Annotated in this window: 1 pseudogene; it reads right to left on the bottom strand. The window is 58.1% G+C overall.

Features of this window, described 5'->3' with window-relative positions:
- Positions 1–217 (bottom strand): annotated as a pseudogene (locus JUK32_RS00005) (IS5/IS1182 family transposase); the annotation flags it as partial.

Raw genomic sequence — 217 nt, 5'->3', positions numbered from 1 at the left:
TACTCGCTGCGGTGACGAATACCCCCATCACCAACCCCAAGGTCTCCACCGCCAGAAAGCGCTTACGCCCTTTAATCTGTTTCCCGGCATCGTAGCCAACGGCTTCATTCACGCCGGCGGCACTTTTCACACTTTGACTATCAATCACCGCCTCCGACGGACTCCTCTGGCGACCTGGCTCGATGCGATACCACTCCCGCAACCGGTCATGAATCCG

The organism is Halomicronema sp. CCY15110 (genome assembly GCF_016888165.1).
In the GTDB taxonomy this organism is placed as follows: Bacteria; Cyanobacteriota; Cyanobacteriia; order Phormidesmidales; family Phormidesmidaceae; genus Halomicronema.
Note: the sequence above shows the minus strand (reverse complement) of the source record. Positions and strands in the feature narration are given on the sequence as shown.